At 56.5% G+C, this 20,267-nt stretch carries 17 protein-coding genes; 1 reads left to right on the top strand and 16 read right to left on the bottom strand.

The genetic code is table 11. The annotated features are described in order from the left end of the window. Positions 1–16: 16 nt before the first annotated feature. From ACTG19_RS20045 to ACTG19_RS20030, 4 genes are all read right to left on the bottom strand, one after another. Positions 17–7,399 (bottom strand): PLxRFG domain-containing protein, encoded by a 7,383-nt coding sequence (locus ACTG19_RS20045; RefSeq protein WP_439989500.1) that lies wholly within the window; start codon positions 7,397–7,399, stop codon positions 17–19. Positions 7,400–7,506: 107 nt separating this feature from the next. Then, the gene (locus ACTG19_RS20040; protein ID WP_159144028.1) at positions 7,507–7,650 is read right to left on the bottom strand and encodes a hypothetical protein; all 144 of its coding nucleotides are present in this window, start codon (positions 7,648–7,650) and stop codon (positions 7,507–7,509) included. Further along, positions 7,647–8,465: a KilA-N domain-containing protein gene (locus ACTG19_RS20035; protein WP_439989499.1), complete on the bottom strand. Its 819-nt coding sequence runs from the start codon at positions 8,463–8,465 to the stop codon at positions 7,647–7,649. Before ACTG19_RS20035 ends, ACTG19_RS20040 begins: the two co-directional genes overlap by 4 nt. A 78-nt stretch (positions 8,466–8,543) precedes the next feature. Then, positions 8,544–8,723, bottom strand: a complete 180-nt coding sequence (locus ACTG19_RS20030; protein WP_439989498.1) for a hypothetical protein — start codon at positions 8,721–8,723, stop codon at positions 8,544–8,546. 80 nt (positions 8,724–8,803) lie between these two features. Here ACTG19_RS20030 and ACTG19_RS20025 point away from each other — a divergent pair, with 80 nt between their 5' ends. After that, positions 8,804–9,364: a hypothetical protein gene (locus tag ACTG19_RS20025; protein WP_439989497.1), complete on the top strand. Its 561-nt coding sequence runs from the start codon at positions 8,804–8,806 to the stop codon at positions 9,362–9,364. A gap of 129 nt (positions 9,365–9,493) precedes the next feature. Here the strand turns inward: ACTG19_RS20025 and ACTG19_RS20020 are convergent, their stop codons facing one another. From ACTG19_RS20020 to ACTG19_RS19965, 12 genes are all read right to left on the bottom strand, one after another. Beyond that, positions 9,494–10,879: a hypothetical protein gene (locus ACTG19_RS20020; protein ID WP_439989496.1), complete on the bottom strand. Its 1,386-nt coding sequence runs from the start codon at positions 10,877–10,879 to the stop codon at positions 9,494–9,496. Between the two features lie 13 nt (positions 10,880–10,892). After that, on the bottom strand, positions 10,893–11,150 hold the full coding sequence (locus tag ACTG19_RS20015; RefSeq protein ID WP_128297332.1) for a bacteriocin: 258 nt from the start codon (positions 11,148–11,150) through the stop codon (positions 10,893–10,895). Next, on the bottom strand, positions 11,150–11,524 hold the full coding sequence (locus ACTG19_RS20010; protein WP_439989495.1) for a hypothetical protein: 375 nt from the start codon (positions 11,522–11,524) through the stop codon (positions 11,150–11,152). The genes ACTG19_RS20015 and ACTG19_RS20010 overlap by 1 nt, the downstream gene beginning before the upstream one ends. A gap of 3 nt (positions 11,525–11,527) precedes the next feature. Then, the gene (locus tag ACTG19_RS20005) at positions 11,528–12,196 is read right to left on the bottom strand and encodes a hypothetical protein (RefSeq protein WP_439989494.1); all 669 of its coding nucleotides are present in this window, start codon (positions 12,194–12,196) and stop codon (positions 11,528–11,530) included. A gap of 8 nt (positions 12,197–12,204) precedes the next feature. Then, positions 12,205–12,570 (bottom strand): hypothetical protein, encoded by a 366-nt coding sequence (locus ACTG19_RS20000; RefSeq protein WP_439989493.1) that lies wholly within the window; start codon positions 12,568–12,570, stop codon positions 12,205–12,207. Then, on the bottom strand, positions 12,554–13,876 hold the full coding sequence (locus tag ACTG19_RS19995; RefSeq protein ID WP_439989492.1) for a hypothetical protein: 1,323 nt from the start codon (positions 13,874–13,876) through the stop codon (positions 12,554–12,556). Before ACTG19_RS19995 ends, ACTG19_RS20000 begins: the two co-directional genes overlap by 17 nt. A gap of 50 nt (positions 13,877–13,926) precedes the next feature. Then, positions 13,927–15,537: a hypothetical protein gene (locus tag ACTG19_RS19990; RefSeq protein ID WP_439989491.1), complete on the bottom strand. Its 1,611-nt coding sequence runs from the start codon at positions 15,535–15,537 to the stop codon at positions 13,927–13,929. Positions 15,538–15,704: 167 nt separating this feature from the next. After that, a complete protein-coding gene (locus tag ACTG19_RS19985; protein ID WP_439989490.1) occupies positions 15,705–18,020 on the bottom strand; it encodes a prophage tail fiber N-terminal domain-containing protein in 2,316 nt (771 codons plus the stop codon). A 2-nt stretch (positions 18,021–18,022) separates the two neighbouring features. Next, the gene (locus ACTG19_RS19980) at positions 18,023–18,682 is read right to left on the bottom strand and encodes a phage adaptor protein (RefSeq protein ID WP_439989489.1); all 660 of its coding nucleotides are present in this window, start codon (positions 18,680–18,682) and stop codon (positions 18,023–18,025) included. An 11-nt stretch (positions 18,683–18,693) separates the two neighbouring features. Then, a complete protein-coding gene (locus ACTG19_RS19975) occupies positions 18,694–19,323 on the bottom strand; it encodes a hypothetical protein (protein WP_236396315.1) in 630 nt (209 codons plus the stop codon). After that, on the bottom strand, positions 19,323–19,766 hold the full coding sequence (locus ACTG19_RS19970; RefSeq protein ID WP_259586965.1) for a hypothetical protein: 444 nt from the start codon (positions 19,764–19,766) through the stop codon (positions 19,323–19,325). Before ACTG19_RS19970 ends, ACTG19_RS19975 begins: the two co-directional genes overlap by 1 nt. A 66-nt stretch (positions 19,767–19,832) precedes the next feature. Next, the gene (locus ACTG19_RS19965) at positions 19,833–20,222 is read right to left on the bottom strand and encodes a hypothetical protein (RefSeq protein ID WP_439989488.1); all 390 of its coding nucleotides are present in this window, start codon (positions 20,220–20,222) and stop codon (positions 19,833–19,835) included. Positions 20,223–20,267: the final 45 nt, after the last annotated feature.

Genomic DNA, 20,267 nt, shown 5'->3' with positions numbered 1-20,267 from the left:
CGGCCGCCATTCCCCATCAATCTGCGAAGCGCCCCTCCTCTCTCAGGTACTCTCGGTTGCGATTGAGGTATACCCCGCCCTGAGTTCGCTCGTTGCTGCGAAGCTTGGCCTTGAACGACAGCGCCAGGCTCTTGCCGGTGATACGCTCGCCTGGGTGGTGGATGGCATTGAACATTTTGATGCGCTCCAGTACCTCTTGCACCTCGTCCATATCACCACTCTTGCGGGCCATGTAGTAGTCGGTCAGCAACTGGGAGCGCTTATCCGCGATGCGCTTCTCCTTGCCTTTGATGTATTCGCGGGCGTCGTAGTTCTTGGCCATTTGGGCGCTACCGAAGCCCAGCCCCTGCATGGCAACGTTCCAAGTCGAAACATCATCCATGATAATGTCTCCCTTGATGGTCTGCTCCCCTTCTGTCGCTTGGCGATAGGCCTTGGCAACATCGCGGATCGACTTCGGCAGCATGGTTTCCAGCCCGCGCTGAATGTGGCCATCTGTCATCTGCCCCGCGCCACGCGCCAAATTGATGCCGATCCCGGCAACCGGTCCCAGAAGTTGCTGAACAGCGTGCCATGCCAGATCGTCACCTTCGGTGCCCTCTTTAGGACTGCGCCACCATAGATCACCAAGCCCGGTACGACCGGCAATACTGAGGTTAGTCAAGGCATCCATCGGCCCTTTGGCTAACAGCTCCCCAGCGCGAGGACCTAATGCCTCGGTCAGAGCCAGGCGGAACGAGGCTTCACCGCTGCGGTCATCGTCGTCGTCCAGCCCTGCTGCTATCGCATAAACGACGGCGGTGATTGGTGTCGGCAATCCCATCACCCCTGCCATCACCCAGTGCGTTGCCAACACGCCGGCAAGCGTCTTCTGCGCCACCTTGTCGCCCTTGGCTGCCTTGATGGCATTGGAGTAAAGGACGTAGGTCATCATCTGGCTGTAGATCTTGAACTGGGTCAGCACCTTGGTGATGTCGTTGCGCATGTAGCGTGGGCGGTTGCTTGCTGCGTAGTTGCCGTGGCCGTCATAAACCATCTCAGCCACCCGGTCAGCGTATTGCTGGCCATTCAGCGTCGGCTCGGCCTGCTTGAGCAAGCGGTAAGCCGCCAGGGCGGCCACCTCACGGTTGAGCACTTCGGCGTTGTGGAAAGTGGCTCCAGCCCAGCGCATGGCCCGTCGCCAATGTTTCCCCATCGGCTTGGCCTCTTGCTGGTCAGTGTCTGCCTTGGCTGCAATGCTATGCGCTTGAGTTAGATCCAGTGCTCCAGCGCGGTAAAGCCTGTCCAGAATGGCACGCTCATCTGCTGGCAAAGTGGTAGAGCGGGTCAGGGAGTGCCATGCCTCGGTGGTGCCTGCCTTGAACTTACCGTGCTTCACATAATCCCTCAGCGCCTGAGTCATGGCGGCAGCGGATTTAGCAAAGCCATACTTGGCCCCCAACTGGGGCAGCATAACGGTGAAGTTCTGGGTCATGTTGACCACGGCAGAGGCAACTGATGGTCCGATGTAGTAGAGAAAACCGATATTACCGGCAGAACCCGCCCACGCTTTGCCGGTTGGGTTCATGTTCAGGTCATGACGCTTGTTCATCTCGTTGAGCACCTGCTGAGCTATCTCCAGGTCTTCTGGCTTGAGGCTGCTTGGCTCTCCAGCGACACCAGCCCGGATCTGCTCGCTTAGCTTGTCCAACTCCCCCTGCATCTTGTGGCCATAGCGGATCTTGGATACGTGGCGGGCATAGTGGTAGACGCTGTTGAGATAGGCGCGGTGCGCATCACGACTGGCCCCCTTCACCCGACGGCGGTGAATGGCATGCTTGGCGTATGACGCATCCGGCATCATGCGCAGCATGGCTTGCCAGATCTCGTCTTTCAGGGCGGTCTTGCTGACCCCGTCAGCGCTATCGAGAAAGCTCAGCATCTCCATGCCCAGCTGGTTAGCATTTGCGCTGTCACCACCGCCCTCCTCTTTCACCGTCATTACCGCGTTGTAACCGTCGCGCTGGTACTGCTTTACCGCCTGCTCGGCATCGGCGCGGCGCTCGAAGTGCTCACGGACGTACTCATCCCCCTTGCGAGCTTTAACCACGTAGTCACCGTAGCGGGTCAGCGGGAAGTAAGGGCCATGCTGGAGGGCGTGCTCCATCTTCTGGCGCATCTCGGCCGCCATGGCGCGCCCCTCGCTGACTCCCAGCAAGTCCTCCAGTCGTTGCTCTATCGCACCGCGCAGAGATTCCCACTGCTTGGTGTAGGTGTCCTGCATGGTGCCGTAGAGCGCCTTGGCATTGGCTGGCAGCGAGTTGTACTGCTTGGCCAATTCGGTGTGATTGCGCTCGATGATGTGCAGTTCTGCTTCATAGGCTGCTCGAGTCTCCGGTTTCTTGGCTCGTTCTACCTTCTGTTTGGCCTCCTGGTAGTAGCTGTTCTCATCCAGTGACTTGTCCGGGTGCAAGCGGGCCATGGTGGCATCGTGCATCAGGTTGGACAGATCCGCCTTCACCTGCTTGTCCAGCGCATCCCACAGCGGGTCGATCCGGGTTTCAGCATCCAGCAGGATGTCGTTACGATCAGCCTCCATCTGAGTGCGCAGGCGCTGGTATTCCGACACAGCCCCGCCCGTGATGTCGCGGTACACCTGGTCAATCTGCAGGTCGGTCAGGGTGCCGAGCATCACTGGGCGCCCCTGCTTCATCCAGTTCTTCACCGAGCCAAGTGCAGCACCAGCTTGGTAAACTGCCTTTTGCGTGATGGATTGCTCAAGAGTTTTAGAGTCGTCGGCTGCGGTATTGGATTGGCTCATCTTGAGCCCGCCCTTGCGGATATCATCCTTGGTGAGTACATTTGAATCAGAAACCCGTTCTGGTGAACCACGCTTGGGCAATTGGAGCCCTTGGGTCGTACCGAGCGGGTTTTTATATTGGCTGGTACGTCCATCCTCCTGACTGAACTTCTGACCACCATCCGGGCCGCCATTGTCAGGGCCGCCGCGCTTCATCTTCTTGCCCAGCCCCTCAATCAGCACTCTAGTTTCGGCGGCGGTAATGCCACCAGGCACAAAGCCGACAGTGCGCAGCGCCTTGGTAACCCATGCCACCACCTGATCCCAGCCGCGGCGCCAGGCACTCTGCTCCAGCTCGGCAAGGTGGGCAACCACCTCCTCGGCCTGTACCCCCAGCTCCTCGTCGGCGTAGTGGGTGTCTACCCAGTCCCACACCGCCTTCATGCTCGGGTCATTTCTTGATTTGATGAGGCGGCTGATCAGCTTGGTGTACTCGCCATCGCCCAGAACATTGGCCAGCCCGTAGTGGGCCAGCACCTCATGGCGCAGGATCTCGCGCATCCGCTTGGGGTTGGCGATGGTATCCGCGGCCACATGCAGGGTGCCGTTGTCATCATCGAACGCGGCGCGGCGGATCAGGCCGTCTTTTGCTGCCAGCCCCAGCGCCTGCTCCAGCTCTGCCTGGGTGGCATGGTTCTGCACATTAATGCCACTGGCGCCACGGTACTGCTTGAACCACTCCTTGGTGACCAGCTCCGCCTCTTTGCGGGTCAGGTGCTTGGCTGGCTTCTCACCCTGCGCCATGGCCTGCTTGGAAAAGCTGATAATGCGTTCAGGCTTGTCGTCTTTGGCTGGCTCATCGGCTTGTTTGCCGATCACCTCCTGATCGCCACGAATGTTCTGCTTGGTGCGATCTCCGTTGCGAATACCTTTGCCAACCGCCCTGATAAGGCTGTCCAGCTCATGCTCTTTGATGGGGCCTTTCACCAAACCTGCTTTACGCAGCAGACGAGCGAATTCGGTCTTGATGTCATTCCAGGTCTGAATGGTGCGGGGCGGCAGCTCTTTCTCTGCGATGCTGGCAAAGACTTCCTCCGCTTTGCCCATGTCATCAAGGTGCTTATAACCTTTGTTCGCGGCACTCCATTCTTTGGCTAGCCACGGCTGTTGTTTCGCATCAATTAGCTTCTGGAGAAGGGAGCGCTTATTTTCAGGCGTAAACGTGTCAGTACCGTAGTGACCCAAGAGCTCATGGCGCAGAGTCTTGATGAGGTCCTCTTTAGCGCCAACTCTTCCAGTTTGCGCCTCTCTCGCTCCGCCTTCTCCTTTTCCAACTCTTCCAGTCGCGTGTTCTCGCGACGACTTGCCTCCTCTCGAACCTCCCTGCTCACCTTTCTGCTCCCCCACGGCACCAGTAGATACCCCTGCGCCAGTGCTTTCAGGTTTCCGAACAGGTATGTCTCGAATGGATGCGGAGGAGGAAAGTAAGGAGCTCCCGTTGTCTCCGGCATTTCCGGGTATGATGGTGACAAGTCCAGCGCTTGGGTGGTATGCACCTTTTGTTGTTCTGGCGAACTCTGTTCCTTCAACGCTGGGTCCGTAGATTTCACTGGCCTTCTCCCTGATAAATGGCTCAACCGGAATGTTGCCATTGTAATCCCTCAGGAAATCGTCAACCACCTTCCCTGCGTCCTCAACAGATAATCCCTTCCGCTGCTGGGACAAGCGCACGTTGCTGGCTGGCACGGCATCAGCCTCGATCTGCTGAACCGGCTCACTGGCGGCTGGCGCGGCGTACTCCCGCACCTTGGCTGCCGATGACTTGGCCACCAACAGGCCGCCCTTGCCAGGCATTGCCTTTACGCCACTCTCCTTGGCCCACTGCTTGATGAGCGGTACATCACCTTTCAAGGTGATGGTGCCATCCGGGTTATCGATGGCTTCCGCCCACGGCGTCGGCGCGGCAGCAGGCTCATTAGCTACAGGATCAGGTTGCGACACCTCAGAAACAGCAGCCCCGGCATCAGGGGCCGGGGCTGTCAGTGTTGGGTCATCTTGCTGCTGTCCATCAGGTACAGGTGGAGCAGCAGCGTAGTCTGCCGGATCTCCGGATCCAGCTCGGTCGGCGAGTCCGGAAACGGCTGGTCCAGCGCCTGCTGCAGTCGGTTCGCCTGCGCCAGGCTGATCGCCTTGTCCTTCACTGCCGATTGCAGGTACTGGGGTAACTGGCTCATTGCTCACCTCTGTCTGGGGTTGGTTGAGGGGGATCACCTCTCGGTATCCGGTATCGATAGCTGGTGCTAGTTGGCTGGCTTCGCCCGAGGTGACGGACGGCGCCGGAACTGTTTCAGCGCTTACGCTTGCAGCTGGCTGATCAGATGGTTGGTTCTGGTTTGTGACACTGATGTCATCGAGTTGCGGGGCACTGGGCTGCGTGGTTGCAGCAGCCTTCACCTGCTCCACTTCGGCGATCTCGGCCACCCCAAAGCCGCCACCATTGAGCGGCACCGGCATCTCCTTGCCCTTGCGGCTGGCCATGGCAGCCTCTTTCTCGGTTGCGAACGGCTTGCCTTTGCGGGTGATTCGGAGTGTCTGGAGCGGGCCAACTGCCGATTCGGTGGCACTGCCGCGCATCGGTTTGGCGTCAGGCTGTCGCTGATCTGCGCCATAGACCACATCGCGGTGCGGCAACTCGGTACCGACCTCGCGAGCCTCACCCTCAATCACCGCGCCAGGCAGCTCGCCAGCGGGCTTGGTGAAAGATGCCTCTGGCGGCAACACATCCCCCTCCTGCCCACTCTGCCAGCGAGTACGCTCTGCGCCGCGAAACTGGGGACCGGTGCCAGCCTGCTTGTCGTCAAAGTGGCCTTCCTTGGTCATCCCCCGGGCGGCATTGGCGTCACCGGCAAAGATCACATCCTTGAGCGGCAGGGCTGGGCGCTGGTTCTCCATGGCTACTTGCTGGGCGCTCTTGTTTCCTGCGAACGGGTCAAGCCCAAGCTCGCCAGCCTGAGCTCGCTCATAAAGACTCTTGCCCTGATCGCCAGCCTGCATCTGGGAGGCAACCAGCTCCTGCACTGACTGGCCAAACTCACCAGCCAGGGCGCGCTGCACCTCGCTATCGGCAGCCATGCCCTTGAACCGCTCCGCGGTATCGTCGCGGCGCAGGTAGGCTGGCACATCACGCAGCTCGTCAAACTGGCTGGCGCTAGGGCCGAGCGGGGATTGCTCGCCAGAGGGTGCAACCACCGGATCGGCCATGGTGTCGGCGGCAGGCGCCAAGTCTGGGTCTGCCATCATACTGGCAGCTTGCTCAGCAACCTGGCGAGCTGTGGCATCATCGGCGCCGCGTTTTTTCATGGAGCTTTCAACGACCTGGATAGCCTGCTCTTGCGTCAGCTTGTCTTTGTTTGCATGCAGTACCTTGGCAAATTTTGCGGCAGTGCCACCCATCGCCCCGCCAGCCATTGCGCCACCCGCAGCTCCATGCAGACCAGCATCCAAAGTGCCAGCCATAGGCTCAACCAGTTGTGTGTTTGCCATCTGGTTTTGAGTTTCGTTCCCAACGTATTGCTGCAACCACTCTTCACCAAATTCACCTGGAGCCTCAGTTGCAGCGCCTTTCAGCATCCCACGAACGGCACCGCCAGCCCCCGAGCCAAGCATGGTTTTCACGATGGTAGCGTCACCAAGGAGGGTGCCCATTGCCGCAGCGGCAATAGTCTCAGGTTTAGACTTGGCCATGCTGGACGAAAGTTCTGCATATCGCCGCTGCGCCTCCTCTACTTTTGCTGCCCCATCAAGTTCAGCGAACTCAGGATCTTGGCTGACCTTCCTCAGCTCTCCGACAAAAATTGGTGAGTCGATCAAGTCCATTGGGTTGCTGTTGATAGCGGTGTCATAAGCATTGTCACCGGCTTGACCAACTGACATTCCCATGCCCACGCCAAGGCCTGCTGTAGGGTTTTTGGTGATCGCCGCTGTGGCCACTGTTGGAATTAGCGAGCCAGCAGCTTGTGCAGCAACACCAGCCCATGCAGCGGGATCGCCCGCGCCTCGACCTAACTTTCCGTCCTTGAATATCTCTGGATTGCCCATCGCTTCCTGCATATCCGGAGAAGTTGACTCAATTATGCCCTGCCCGGCCTCCTTGATTGGCTCACCAATGAACTTTGCCGCTGGCCTTATCGCCTTGTCTGCAATGTCACCAACAACCTCAGCCCCCTTCAATGGCTCGGCAAGTGCAGATAACCCTGGCAGCACCGCTACTGTAAGTTCCTTATTTTGACCATCACCTTTTGGCAGAGATCCGCTTTCCTGCAGATCCTTAACCCGCTCAGAAACACGCTTACGCTCATTCCCTTCTGGATCGAACGTGTCATTCAACCAAGTCAGTGCGGTATCAATGACCCCACCCTCTTCCACCTTGTTCATGGTTGGATCAACGAGGCCTCGGGTTCCACGAGCAATGTCGCCAGCACTTAGATTTGAGATCAGGGAGCCGGTACCTTTTACCGCCGCACCGGCAACCCCCTTGGCGCCGTCTGTAACTCCAACCTCGAGATCGCGCTGGCGGAGCTTGTTATCCCAGTAGGCGTCGAATTCATTGGTTTCTGCCATGATATCCTCGGGTTCTTTGCAAAAGAAAAGCCCCGACCGGCGAACCGATCAGGGCTTGATATAGGGAGTGCTGGCCAATAAGCAGACTGGCCGACTATGGGGAGATGCTAACGCTGGGCGGGTGAATATTCAACCTGCATCATTCGTTGGATCCGCGCCGTGATCTCGGCTCGTTCAACGCGAGTCATGTCGATGCTCTCCAACTCAACCAGCAGGGCAGTGAGTTCGACTTGCAGTTGGGCGGTGCTCATGCAGCACCCCCAACTTCCAGCAGTGTGATGATCTCGCCAATGGCCTTCATACCCGCGTCGTTGTAGCGGAACGACTCCACCTGCTTGGGCGAGTTTGGCGATTTGTCGAGAAACACCTTGCCGTATTGCTCTGTTTTCAAGCCGTGTTCATTGGCGAGGCGACCCACCTTGTTGGCACTGATGCCGTAGCGGTCGCCAACCTCAGTGGCTGTGTAGTAATGCTCAGTGAGCAATGGCAGCGGAATAATGTCAGCGCCAACCACCGGGTTAACCAGTGATGCGGTAATGGTTTGGCGAGACGCGTCGCTCAGGTGGGGGAGCAGATTACAAATGGCCTGAGCATTCTTGATCTGCTGATCGAGAGCTTGGGCGCGCAACGTGACAGCCTTGGCCAAGCGCATGTCATCCAGCGCAGCCTTGGCTGCCTTGCTGCCAGAGAGCTCAACCGCCTTTTCAATGTCGCCGTGGCGCAGAGCTTGAGCTGCGGCATAGACCTGCACTTCAAATGAGGCATCGATCCAACCGGCGTACTTCATCGCGACAATTTCAATCGCCCAAGTGCCCTGTTTCACACCACCCTTAATCGATTTTACCGATGCTAGAAAAGTAGCATCGGCTTCAATCGCTTTAATAAACTCCACTTGGTGCTTGAGGAAGTTGCTTGGCCGTTGGCTCTCTGTCGCCTTGCCTAGCGCCATCGCCGCCTTGTGCAGATCGTTGAGGCAGTACATGCCGTCAGCCTTCACTGCGATAGAATGGCTCTCGATAACGATGGCATTGACTTTCGTTTGTCTATCCGATTGATGTATAGTCATACCGTAATCCTTACTTGGTTGTGGGGTTTACATTCCTCGACCCGAGCTGCGTCAACAGCTTGGGTCGAATTCTTTCTGCTAGAACTTGAACTCATTCAGGTTTACCTCTCCCCTTTTTACCAGTGCATCCAGTACCGCCAGACGGTACATAACCTCGGCTGCCAACGTCCTAAAATGCTGGCCCGCATTCTCGCTATACTCCGCGATCATCGCTGGGGTCATGCGTATCTGTAGTGGTTTTTTCTTCTCGCTTTCCATTCTTGTCCTCTGCTTGGCTGTGACTTCAACACGACTAACATAGCCAAACAAATTACCGCATGCAATGATTTTTAGCACATGTGCCAAAATTACACTCACAGCTACAAATTACCGCCATTGACCAACACACCACACATGATAAACAATCGCTATCATTGAAAAATGCTGATGACTATCCCATCGGCACATCAGGAACATTTATGGCTATTGAAAAGAAATCTAAGAAAGCCTCGACTAGCGTCACGCTATCTCTAAGACTTGACCCCCGCTCCAAGTATCTGATCGACCTGCTCGCAAGACAGCAGAAGCGCACCATTACAGGAGTGATAGAGTGGGCGGTTGAGCGTGCTGGCACCGAAGCAATCTTTGATAACGATCGTGGCATCAGCTTTTTAGAGGTGATCGACTCGCTATGGTCAACAGATGAGTCAGTTCGCCTTGCCAATCTGGCACTGGCACGCCCCGATCTGCTGGATTACGACGAGCTCAGGATCTGGGAAACTATCAAAGCATCACCGGATCTTTGGAATGCCAGCGGTCAATTGCTGTATACAACTTTGCAAGAAGAATGGGATCGAATATTAGAACACGTCGAACAGCATCGACTAAGCCGAGCTGTAAAACCCTATTCGGTTTTATAAAATAACCAAAATAGCGCACTGAGCGGTTTTATTTTGTTTAAAACCAATTGGTTATAGTTATTTCCGAAACTGGAAAAAACCTAGAACCAAAGGCCGGGCACCCCGGCCTTGTTGTGCCACGCCCTAGCCTTACTGCTTGCCACCCCCCATTATCGCCTCGTAAGCAGATTGCTGGCGCTGCTTCTTGATGATGGATTGGTATTCACCATCAAGTTGCTCTGGTGTGTATGTAGAGAAGTCAAACCCGCGACTCACCGCTGCGTCAATAAAGCTCTGCTTTCTCTTGTCATTGCCAGCCCAACCGCTTACTTGCTCGGGCAATTTGAGGGTCGCATCAGGCTCTTCGCTTGTGGTGCCTGATTTTTTACCGCCAACACCAAATATCTCTTGGGTATCGGTAATCTGCGCTTCGGCAGCTGCTCGCTCATCTTTAATTGCAGCCAGCTTTTCTGGCTCTGACAGGTCGCTGCGCCGGATTTGGCTGATAGCCTTTGCCGTGTCGGCGTTGATTTTCGACACAGCGCTTCTGAACCCCTTGTGGTCAACTGGAGGCTTCATTCCAGCTTGCACCAGATACTCGTCCCATTGTTCTGGGTTTTTCTGGATCTGCTGACTTACCTGATAAGCTTTTCCAAAATGATTAATGAATTGCTGCGCGGTAAACTCCTTAACTGGATCGCTAGGGTTGCCAGTCCTCCCCTCTGTTATCGGCGCATCCTTTACTATTGACTCGCCTGTTTTTGGGTTGACGTATGTAACTGGAGCTTGCATGTAGAAAGTTCCACGCCCAGTTGGAACCACTTCCACTTCACCATAAGACTTAACAACCCCATCAGGCGTGATTGTTCCGATGCCCTTTTCAAGATTATCCCTGACCATATATGTCAGGGATTTTTTCAATTCTGGAGTATTAATAGCGCCGTGCATTTTCCCAGCATCCCAAGTCTTGGCGTCAGGATTGCTCAATATCCCCTTCATCCCTTGATATACAGCACCTGAACTCTGATGCCACTGTGGATCACCAAATACGCGAAATGGGTTTTTACCTGCCGCATATTTATTGTTTAACAGCGCATCTTGCTCTGGTGTTATTTGCTCTCCACGCCCCAATGCCGTTACAGCCATATTGAAAGGCGCTTCATTATCAAGCCACCATTGTTCACGGTTGTTTTTTTCAACTGCGAGTGCGTGCGACTCTTGCGCTCGCCTGTTCTGCTCCGCGTTAATACTGAGCATGGCATTGGCCCTGTTATTCTCCAACTCGAGCTGGCGCTGTTTGTCTGCATATTCCAAGCTGTAACGCTTGTCATCTATCGCATGACGCCCCCGAGTGTATTTGGTTTCGTCCTCATAACGAGCATCGGCCTTTTGCTGCTGACTCAGCGTGTTCTGCCACATGGCGTCGCGCAGGCTCATAGCCTTCTCCATTCGCTCATCTTCTTTCTGGCCGCGCTGATAGCGGTCCATGGTGTTGAAGCCAGCCAGAAAGCCTTCTGCCAATCCTGATACACCCATCACTCATTCCCCTTTAAAACAAACTGTCAGCCAGAAATCCGACGCCTGCACCAATAAGCCCGCCTACTGGTCCGCCTACCGAACCAGCCATTCCGAGCATGGCCCCCATTGATGCACCAGTGCCGATAGTGCTCAGGGTCTGCCCTTTGCGGGCAGTCTTGAGGTTTTTGTTGGCAGCTTCCAACTCCTCCTCCCGATTGGCTGCATCGCGCAGCCCCATCATCCCCTGCTGGCGCGTCTGGGCGCCAATATCAAGCAGTCCGTACCCCATCACATACCTCCACCGGTTTTGATTGCCTCACGCAGGCCGGCATCGGCGCCGGTCAAGATCCCCATCTGGCGCGCCTGCTCCTGCTCGCGCAGACCGTTTTCAGTGCCCGCCGTCATCAGGGCAGCCCGCAGCCCCTGGCTGTTGTCGTTGGCGTTACTGCTCACACCCATGCGGGCATTGCGGTTTGCCGTAGCCTGCTGGGCAGAACGCAGGGCGTTGGCGTTGTTCTCATCCACCCGGCCGAGCTGCTCCTGCAGCAGCTTGCCGTTGGTGGCCAGCTCCATCAGCTCCTTCTGCTTCGGGTAGAAGCGGTCTTTCCAGTCCTGGTAGCTCTCGCGGGTGATCTTTGCAAATGTATCTGCGGCGTATCCCATTGCTTATCTCCCTAGCATGCCGAGCGTGGATGAGCCGGTGAATGCTCCACGCTTCTCATATCCATCAGCCTGAGCATTGAAGTCCTTCTCCATCTTCACTTTGGCATCCCTTAGTGATTGAAGGCCATAGGCCGAGCCTGCCCCTGCCAGCGTACCAACCAGACCAGCGGTCGCCTGCTGACTCTGGAATGAGCTCTGAGCGTCACTGGTGGCCTTGCGCAGGCTGGTATTGGCCACATCCCCCATGGCAGCCAGCGATTCGGCCTTCTGCCCGGCGCCAATGCTCACCACATCCTTGAGGCCAGCCACATACTTATCTTGCTGGCTGGACTGGGCGCGATTGGTGGTGTCTGTCTGACTCAGCGCCTGGTCCGTCTCCAGATTGGACATGGCAGCCTGGTACTTGCCGCTGGTCGGATCCACGCCGCCAGCCGCCATGGAGTCGGCCAGCCCAGCGCGCGCCTCACCAAAGGATTGAGCGGTACCCAGCGCGGCCGTGCCAGCCAGCTTGTCGTACTCGCTCTCGTTGTTGAGGTCATCCACCTTGTCCATGAAGATGTCCTCATACTGCTGCAGGTCGTTTTTATAGAGCTGCCACTGCTCCATGGCCACGCCAGCCGCAGCTTTCTGGGCTTCCGTCTCCTGAATTTCGTTAGAGCCACCTTTGCCCATCGCTCACCTCACAAGTTGATCTGAAACACAAAGAGCCCGTCAGCATCATCTGGCTGACGCACCCACCCAATTCTTGGCGCTACCCTGAGCCACCCCTTGCGCGCAGAGTGAAAGCGCAACCAGCGGGCACCTATCATGCGGGCCAGTCGCTTAACCTCCGGCAGGTGGCGCTCTGGCGCCCCACCATCGCCCCAACCAACCCATACCAGCACACCGGTTGCGCCCTGCTCGCTAACCGGCTTCAAGACAAAACCGTCATCGCCACGCACAAACAAAAACGCCACCCTGTTACGGATGGCGTCGTGTAGTTCGGCTGGGAGTTTGGGGTTGCCGGTGTCGGCGCAGATGCGGAGTAAGTTACGACAGTGATGCACCTTGCCTCCCGATGCGCATAGAAAGCACATTCGCTTCGTAATATTGAGAGCTCAGATTGCCGCCGACTTGCAGTTGATAGGTGCCTACAGTGTTAGCTGGTAATGTGTGGAAATACGTAGAGCGCACCGCCAAGGCCATCCCACTGATCGTGCTTGTGTTGGTTCCACTCGAGGACTGATAATCCACTTTTGCCCCATTGAATAACAACCTGACTTGTAAAGTTCCAGAGGAATTGCCGCCAATCGTACCCGAGACAATCAACCCCTCAAACACAACATTCCTATCCCTAGAGTCGCCATCTGATATTACCGCTGCGCCTACCGTCACCCAGTTGACGCTCGGTGGGGGTGCGCTCGCAAAGCTGGTTTGCGCAATCCGTTTAACTCGCTCAATGAACACGTCGCCTACTATTTTATTGGCGTAAATAGTCCCCTTCACCACACAATCTTCTTCAATCGTGCAGTTACTCATGGTCATATTTTTGACATAACCACCCTCAGCGCGCAGCCGGTTGGTGTAGATATAGCCGTCTGCGGTGATCAGGGTATACCACCCTTTCGCCCATGCGCTGTAAGGACCACCAAGGCCAAAGCCGCCAGCGCCGTCCTTCATATAGGCGTTGCCCATATCAAAGGAGCCGCCAGATATTAACGGAGCACTGATGCTTACCCCTGCCTTGATATAGTCGGCGGTGATCTTCTCTGAATGGATAATCTGGATGGTGGCGGCCTTGATGACAGCCTCGCGGATGGCGACTTTGCCCCCATCAGTCACCCCGAAGATGATCTCCTTTTCGGCTGGCTTGGCTGGGTTGTAGATAGCGAAATTGGTTGCTGATGCAATTAGCTCATCGACATCCGGGCTGGTAGCTGCATGCAAGCCGGAAGTGCCGTGAAGCGGACCGGTCATGCCGTTCTTGTTAACGAACCTGACCCAGTAGAATGCAGAAAATCCCTTGCCAACAGCATCGGAGTAAACATTGGCGAGCGTTGTTCCGATGGCTACTGCACTTGATGGGTTATCAACCTCAGCGCGCAGGATCTCGGCATAGGAGTGACCCTTATAGGCAGGGGCGTCCCATGTCAGTGTAATGGTGTGGAATGCCCCATCAGCGGTGACGCCAGTTGGCGCTACGGGTTGCTGAACTCCTGACCACTCAGGATCGCCTGAGTTGCCTGGCGGTATCTCTGGCACAATCTGGCCAGACCCATTACGCCTCAAGTTAACCATCCCGAGCTCAGCGGCTTCACGCAATGTCAGGGCTTTATCGAGCCGGTCCCCTTTCTGCCCTGTCAGGATCTGCATGTTCTCAGTCAGGCCCTGCTGGGTGTTGCTTGCTCGGAATGATGACCCTCTCATAATGCTGATACCTCCGATACACTACCACCCAGCATGATCCGCTCTACAGCTGCAGTTCCTGTTACCTCTACCTGCCAGCGCCTGCCTCGTAGCGGCGGCAGCCTGAATGCAGTTTCGGGAACGGCACCAGCGGCAAGCTCAAACACTTTCACGCCATCCAGCCAAAGCGAAAAACCAACAGAGCTGAGTGACTCACCCATCAGGCGGGCAACGCCAAGGCGAACGCCAGGCGGCAAGACAAACTCCTTGGAGCGCCAACGCATTGAGAGAGGAGCGCTGCCACCACGCCACTGGAACAGCTGGGTTCCCTTGGCAAGCATCAGTGCATCGAGCTGCATGTCTGGCACTGCGGCATCCCATCTACCGCTCAACCAGCGCAGATCGCCAGATTTCGGGTCGAACACGAAACCATGTGAGTCAGTAAGAGCAACGTACTTACCCTCGCTGTACCAGGCTCGTAAGGTATCTGGCTTCAGCGCCATCCACTGCTCCCGGGTGATGATCCCCTCAGTGACAAGGTGACCGCCATCAGCACCGACTCCTACCAGGCCATCTGGGGATGCATAGAGCACCAGGCCATCCAGCGCCACCATGGAGCGAGAGCTCACGCACGCCTGCTGCACAGATGACAACTTTTGCCCGGTAATTGATGAGGGTGATGCCCCCTGAAACAGATATGGGTAACCCTTCGTCCCCACTATCAACGCCGTGTCGATAGCGGCGATCGCCACAATGTCGTGCTCCGTGGTCATCTTGTACTTCTCTGGCCACGCATACGGCAGGTATGGCTCAGAGAACAGCACGGCATTGCCAACAAATCCGGCACAGATGCCGTTGGCCATCTGGCAGATCCCGCGCATCTTCTCTGGTGGCATCGAATAGTCATAGGTTTCCAGCACCGGGCCAAGCTCGCCATCCTTTTTGCTGTCGCTATAGCTAACAGTGGCGATCGGCAAGTCTGCAACCAGCAGGTAGTCAGCAAGCCCGCCACCAGAAACAGAGCGGTACAACCGGCGATGGGTAATATTGCTGTCGCTGGTTGGGGCTGGTGATAGACCAACAACAACAGTGGAGCCAGGGATAGTGATAGTTACCTTGCCACTGGCTGGCCCTGGAGCCCCCTCCTCACCAAGCCCTGTCACATAGGTCTCAACGTAGAAGCGTGTCTCATCGTCCGTAGGGTCGTCATCCTTACTGCCGCTTGGAGGTGTTACCGACTGCATGTTTGGAGGGGTTGCCGGAGCTGGAACGCCAAGACGGTACCAGCTGGTAGGTTTGCTGCTTCCAGCTGTAGCTATGGCGTCATAGGTCAACTTGGGGAACTCGCCATCGGTGAAGTAAACCCTGTTGTACTGGTCCTGCGCGATCGGGGAGCGCATCACCTCAACCAGCTTGCTCCAAGCAAACCAGTGGTCGCCATAGTAATGGAACAGCGTAACGGGAGTAACGGGGAAGGAGATGCCACTCTGCTTGTCTTGCATGAGTGGGGCCACAGAGCCGCGGTCAAATTGGCAGTCCCGGGCAAAAGTCGCCGCCTCATCAGGCAGCAGGTGATCCTCTACGCGCGGCACCATACCTCGCATAGTCACGATGTCGATAAGCGGCATGAGGATTTTCTCGAAAAGCAGAAATGAAAAAGCCCCACTCGTTAGAGCGGGGCCATTGTTTAAATATCGTAACGATTACTGAGCAATAGAACAAGTTTCCTTGCTAAAACTCAACTATTACCATTAATCCTTTTCACTAATAAACACCATGACAGGCAAGATGCTGTTTACGCCTCCAGTTTACGAACAAAAACCCGGCAGGGAGCGGAGCTTACAGCGACCGTAGTCCCGTGGCCTCCGCCCGCGTTGGTAGAGCTAACGCAAACTCGCGAGCCACCCGTCTGAACTACCACCCCCTCTCCTTGCACAAACGATGCTTTGGTGCCACAACCGCCTGCTGTAGCAGAGTCATATACAAACCCAGTGTCTGCCCATTTGTTATTTACAAACACCTCTGCCCAGCAAGTAACTGGTGTGTTGTTTCCAAAGGGATTCGGTAGCACATATCGAGTATTAACAGTAATGTTTACTGGTAGCTGCGCAACAACCGTTTCATGTGGCGCCCCAGTGCCCGTCGCGTTTACAAGGCACGTGGATTTGCGCTGCTCTAATGTTGCAACTTTCCCCTCAACAACCGACATTCTGGCAGAGAGGTCAGCAACAGCAGTCGCAAGCGCAGCAGCGTCAGCAGAGCTGGTATTTTGCACTGCCCCGAACAATTTGATGGCAATACAGCCTTCGGCGGTAATTGGGCGAGTAGTGTCACCAGTCCGAGCAACTCGAGAAGCGTCAAAGTACAGAGTACCGGCGTTGCCCGGATCAGTTGCCGATGGCGTACCGAGAGCAGAAGGTGTCGTGGCTGATTTAGTGAACGCACCGGTCCCAGATCCGCTCGTAGCAAACGATTCAGATATGCCTGAAACCGTGCCAGTAATGTTCTGAATCCGGTCACGCAGAATCGTGCCGCCATCAGTCGTGCCGCCGCCGAGATAAACGGGGCCGTAGGATCCCGGTTGCATGCCGTTGTAGTCTGGAACGCGGAAAGTAGTTGTGCCATCCCCGAGAGTGAAGCATCCACGATTGGCTGGATCCGCCAACCAGTCTGCGTCGGAGCATACAGGTACAAGACCAGCCTGAATTGCCGCTAAGGCGTCCGGGTACAGCGACCTCGAAAGAGTCTGCCCATCCCCCGCCGCATATCCAGTGCGCATGGGCGAGCGTTTTGTTAGCCACTTAACATCAAGGACGGCATCCCCGACAGCGGCTTTGATGGTGTCCAGCTCGGCCCGAAGACCAGCAATACCGGATATAGGGTGAGCGCTTTCCTTACCCTCATGTGAGGCAACAGCCGAACTTGCCGTACCCGTAGCCTCTTTTCCAGCTAGAGCTTCGGTTAACCCTTGCACACTGGAAATCCCATGCGCTCCAGGTTTAGATGTGTGTTGCTCAACGAGCTGCTGTGCAACGCCAGTTTTCTCGGCACCAATTTTCTCAGGGGTTATTACAACCGCCCCCTTGTCGCCGTTGACGCTGTAAACATCATCTTTAGCGTCAACTTTGAAATAGTATCCAGTTTTTGCTGTCGTGTAGCGCAGGATGTCGCCGACATCAAAAGCAATACCTGACACTGATCCAGCCACAGCCACATACCAAATAGTTGAATACTTCTTACCGGCTACTGTTATCGGTTGTGGGTAAATGCCGGAAGACAGGTCACACTCCCCACCATCAAGTACGGCACCAACAACAGCTGAAGCTGCATTTTCAGCCCGAATAGCCGCATCTTGAGCAGAGGCATCATGGGTCGCAGCTGACGCAGCTTTCTGTGTGGCAGTGTCGGCGGCTGCAACCGATATGTTTTTTGCCGATTGAGTTGCAGACGCATCATCTGATACCTGCGCAGCCTTGGTTACCACCTCGCTGTGTTTGGTAGATACGACATCAACCTGAGCGGAAACCTGTGCCGCCTTGGCTGCCACATCGCCATGCTTGGACGATACGTCCGCAGCCTGATCTGCAATCTGAGTGGCAAGACGCCTGACATCATTGGCATCAGTGACGATACTGTCCCTGGCAGAAATCGCCGTGCTAGCCGCCGAGATAGCCTCGTCCTTCGCTGTTTTTGCGGCAGCAGAGTCCGCCTTGGCAGATTCTGCATTCTGACCGGTGCTAACCCTGTCTGCCGCAGTGAGGGCTGCTGCTGACTCAGCTCGCTGCGCTGCTGCTAATGCGCCATCAAGCATTGGCGGGGTTATATTGATGCCGCCATCAACCAGGATGCTATGCAAGTCACCATCAACACTATTATCTGAAACCCTGGCCGTGCCGAGGTAATCCATGTCGCCACAGCGATCATTCTGCGCATAGGCATCATAGGTGCCAATTGCCAGCTGAAAGCTGTAGGCTCCTTGCTGGTCACACTTATGGTTGACGGTGGAACCGAGCAGAACCTCGCTGGTGCTGTTGATTGCCCTTAGCTCAATGATGGCCCCTGGAACTGGTGAGCCTGACGGGTCGGTCATGGTGCCGAAAATGCGGATCATGGTTACCCCTGATTGGTTTGAAACTTGTCGTCACGTACAGCAATGACAGCTCGCTCCATCTGCAGCTTGATGCCAAGGTACTGAGCAAATGCCTGGAGGTGCAGCTGGCCGCGCGCTGAGTTGGCGGTATCGTCAGAGTCGCGCAGATAGGCGCGGTAGATAATCCAGTCCATGCAGGGGGTGAGGAAGGTGTCATCCACCTGCAGAGCAACGCCAGACTCCACCTGAGCCACGTCAACCGGCGCAGGCAGGGCGCTGAGTACCAGATCCACTTTGACGCCCGCGGCCACCCCTGGGTACAGCCAGAAGGTGCGAGGGTTGGTTGGCTCGTGAAGGTAGGCTTCTGCCGCCGCAGCCCCGGTGCCGGTCATCCACTCAGGATCAAGGTCATCCAGCTCGCCACGCTTGAAGAAGCGGATCTTGCGACCGCCGGTATTGCGCTCCACCTCGATGAGCTTTACCGCACCAGACGGCATGGCTTGGCGAGTACCGGCCACACAGGTGAACTCCTGTGTTTGGGCGAATACATCAGGGCGATAGTTGGCGATCGCCGCGATGGCACTGTTGTAGTAGCTCACCAGATCGGCGACAGACCAACTCGTTCTGGTTTTGTCGGTGAGCTCGATAGAGATCCGCTCTAGCAGGGCTTTGATGGTTGACATGTGGCTCTCACCTAAAAGAATTGCCGGCGGCGTACCGGGTTCTGGATTTGGGCGTTCGGGGTTTGCTCCACGCGAAAGCGGTGCGCATCCCTCACTGCCTCGTTGAATCGCATCTGATTAAGCTGCGCCAGCTCCGGACTTGCCCACGGCTTGCCTGGCTGGAGCTGCAAAATGGCAGCGGCACCGTCCGCCATCGCCTCGGCGTAATCCTCAACCAGCGCAGCGGGGATCAGCTTTGCTGTCGGTAGCGGCTCAATGGCACCAATGATGCAGACGCCCTGCAGCGTCACCAGAAACCGCACAGACTCGGCTGACTGAACGTGATAGTGAATGCCAGGCTGCAGCGGCACCCCTTGCGAGGTGATGCGGTGAATGACCGAGCCAGTTACTTGTGGCTCTCGCACATCCTGGCGGGCCTGTCGATTGATGCTGCTCGCCTTGGCAAAGCTCACCGTCTGCCCCTCCAGCACCTCATCAAACTGGCGCTCGAGGTGGATAAGGGCGCTGCGTTTGCAGAAGTCGATAGCGGCGCGAATGATGGCCTGCCGGATAATGCTGTCGAGCGGGCCAGAAACCCGCTGGCGAACCAGCGGGATCAGGGTGTCCGGGCTAACCAGACGGCTATCCAGCACCGGCACCATTACTCACCACCTTGACCGGCAGCCAGCTTGGCTTTCATGGCGTCACGCACGCGAACGCGGAAGTCGTCCACCTTCTCCTGCGGCCCCTTCTGCTCGATACCCAGATCTTCACCTTCGATCAGGGTCGCCAGCTGGGCAGAGGTGAGCTTGGCCAGATCGATATCACCGACCACCATGCTCTGCTCTTCGGCCAGGCGGGCAGCTTCGGCAGCAAGGCGCTCCTGCTCTTCCGCTTCCATTCGTGCAATGGTCTCCTGCCGCTCCAGCGCACCAGCCAGGGCTTCTTGGCGAATCCATACGGTTGGGAACTCCAGCAGCTGCATGGCGATGTGGCTCTCCACATCAACGGGCGTGTGGCGCGGGAACACCAAGCGGGATCCGGTCACAGTGTCTTTCTTGCTCGGCTTGTCGCCGATATAAACCACGGCAATTTTGTCGCTCACGGCAATATCTCCAATCCAGAAATGAAAAAGCCCGGCACTGGGCCGGGCATGGCGTGACGGGCAGCCTTACAGGTTGCCGATCACCTCATAGTGCAGCTTGAGCTTGACCGTGCCCGTTGCCGCCGCGCCGCCGACGGTGAGGGTGATCTCCTGGTCTGGCAGAGTCTTCAGATCGTCCACCGGGAAATACTTGGATACCGCCGTTGCCGTGCCTTCGGCGTTGATGATGGTGGTATCGCCAATCTTGACGGTCAGCGTGGTGCTGGCACCCAGCCCGGCGCTGATGAGGGTGGCGCCAACCACTTTCAGGTTGGGCTCCACCTTGTCACCAAAGGCGATAACGTCGCCGGACGGCACCGCCGCCAGCTTGGCCACCAGGGTCGGGGAGATAGAGAGGTTGCCGAACGAACCAATAAACCAGCGGTACGCTCGGGTGAGCAGGGTAGTTTTGGCCATGATATGGCTCCTTGTCTGGTCAGATTTAAACAGGAGGGGGCATCA

This window comes from Aeromonas sp. 3P, assembly GCF_051919745.1.
Taxonomy (GTDB): Bacteria; Pseudomonadota; Gammaproteobacteria; order Enterobacterales; family Aeromonadaceae; genus Aeromonas; species Aeromonas veronii.
The sequence above is the reverse complement of the archived record's forward strand: the minus strand, read 5'-3'. Positions and strand labels throughout refer to the sequence as shown.